This window comes from Bartonella sp. AP30XZML, assembly GCF_042195945.1.
Taxonomy (GTDB): Bacteria; Pseudomonadota; Alphaproteobacteria; order Rhizobiales; family Rhizobiaceae; genus Bartonella.
This window is the reverse complement of sequence record NZ_JBHIPJ010000015.1, coordinates 1-1,383: the sequence shown is the minus strand read 5'-3', so window position 1 is coordinate 1,383 and position 1,383 is coordinate 1. Positions and strand designations below refer to the sequence as shown.

Below are 1,383 nucleotides of genomic sequence, written 5' to 3'. Positions count from 1 at the left end.
CGGATCACCACCGATATCACATGAGAAAGAAGACTTACCGCGTGATGATTTATTGCGATAAGCAGCAATGGCCGCAACAGCTTCTGATTGATTGTGGTAGGTGTATTTGAGTTCATGAAAAGGCTCTTTACCAACCTTGACTTCTTTTTTTTCACCAGTGCGAATATCGTGATAGTTTGCAATAACACCGCCTTTTTTCTCTTCTTCTTGCTCTTGATTTTCAGGTGTTTTGGCTTCCGTCTCTGCTTTAGGCAAATTGGGGGCGTCATTGTCATCCATATGGATAACATCTTCACCTTCCTCAATCTCTTCTGGTTCTCGTGCATCAGCCGCGGCTTTTTGGTCGTCCCCCACATCTGTTTCTAAGCCATTGGCTGCACCTGCTTCATCTCGTGCGCTGTATTTAAAATCCCAAGAGGTACAATGTTTCTCATGAATAACAACAATAGGGAGTGTTTCACCGGTGATGGCTTTACCTTCCCCCCGTTTAGCCAAAACAAGCTTGCCATCAACGGGTTTTGCTACCGCATCATACTCTTCTGCAAGGCGCGTAGCAAAAGCCATATCGCTTTCAGCTGTTTGGTCAATGTGACGCACAACGATTTTTGCAAGAGAAGGATCAACTTTTGGTGTATAGCCATTGCGCTGTGCTATCTCTTGAACAATACTGCCAAGGGTTTGTTGGTGATAGGATTGGCTTTTGGGGGTTCTGTAAGATGTGTTCATTGATGCGGCGCGTCCTGTAACACTTAAGCTTTGCGGTGGGCTGCTTACAGAAATTTCGTCTATCAGATAGGCTCCCATATCGCGGTTTTTCCCGCCTTCATAGCCAAGTGTTATGGAAATAACTGTCCCGATAAGAGGAATATCAAGAAAGCCGTTATCACTGTCACGCGCACGGTCATCAAGCTCTATAGTGATACGATCACTTTTGTTTTCTGCTTCATCGGTAATTTCAATCGACAAAACATAATCCATAAGAGTTTTTGTGATGTCTTCTCCATTTGCCAGAACCATGCAAAAAGGTTTCATGATTTGCTACCCCAAATTCTGATCACTGGTGTGGCTTTCGGATAGGGGAGGGTTGGTAAGAGTATCGTGATGCCTGCTTTTAAAATGGGTCCATAGTCTGCAAGACCAAAATTCGCTGCATAAACGCGTTCAACAGCAAGGGCTTGTTGACCCTTTGCATAGTATCTCCAGCAAATGGCATCAACCATATCGCCATCTTTTGTTACGTAAAGATCACTCATAGCTCTTCACCATATTCTCTTAACTTTATTGTAAATTCTTGTTTTTTTTGGGTGCCGTTATGATGAAAAATGCTTTGCTTTTCCTCTACAGAAAGAATGACAAACTTACCTAAGATTTTGCCTTGACCAG

General features: G+C 43.3%; 3 protein-coding genes. All 3 read right to left on the bottom strand.

What is annotated here, in order from left to right:
• Positions 1-1,032 (bottom strand): phage late control D family protein (locus tag ACFIL2_RS00430; protein WP_375680286.1); only part of this gene is annotated, 1,032 nt, incomplete at its 3' end.
• Positions 1,029-1,253 (bottom strand): tail protein X, encoded by a 225-nt coding sequence (locus tag ACFIL2_RS00425; protein WP_375676722.1) that lies wholly within the window; start codon positions 1,251-1,253, stop codon positions 1,029-1,031. The genes ACFIL2_RS00430 and ACFIL2_RS00425, both read right to left, overlap by 4 nt.
• Positions 1,250-1,383 (bottom strand): phage tail protein (locus ACFIL2_RS00420; protein WP_375681666.1); only part of this gene is annotated, 134 nt, incomplete at its 5' end. The genes ACFIL2_RS00420 and ACFIL2_RS00425, both read right to left, overlap by 4 nt.

Excerpts from the sequence above, each read along its gene's own strand:
- ACFIL2_RS00425 (WP_375676722.1), bottom strand. The coding sequence starts at position 1,253 with ATGAGTGATCTTTACGTAACAAAAGATGGCGATATGGTTGATGCCATT.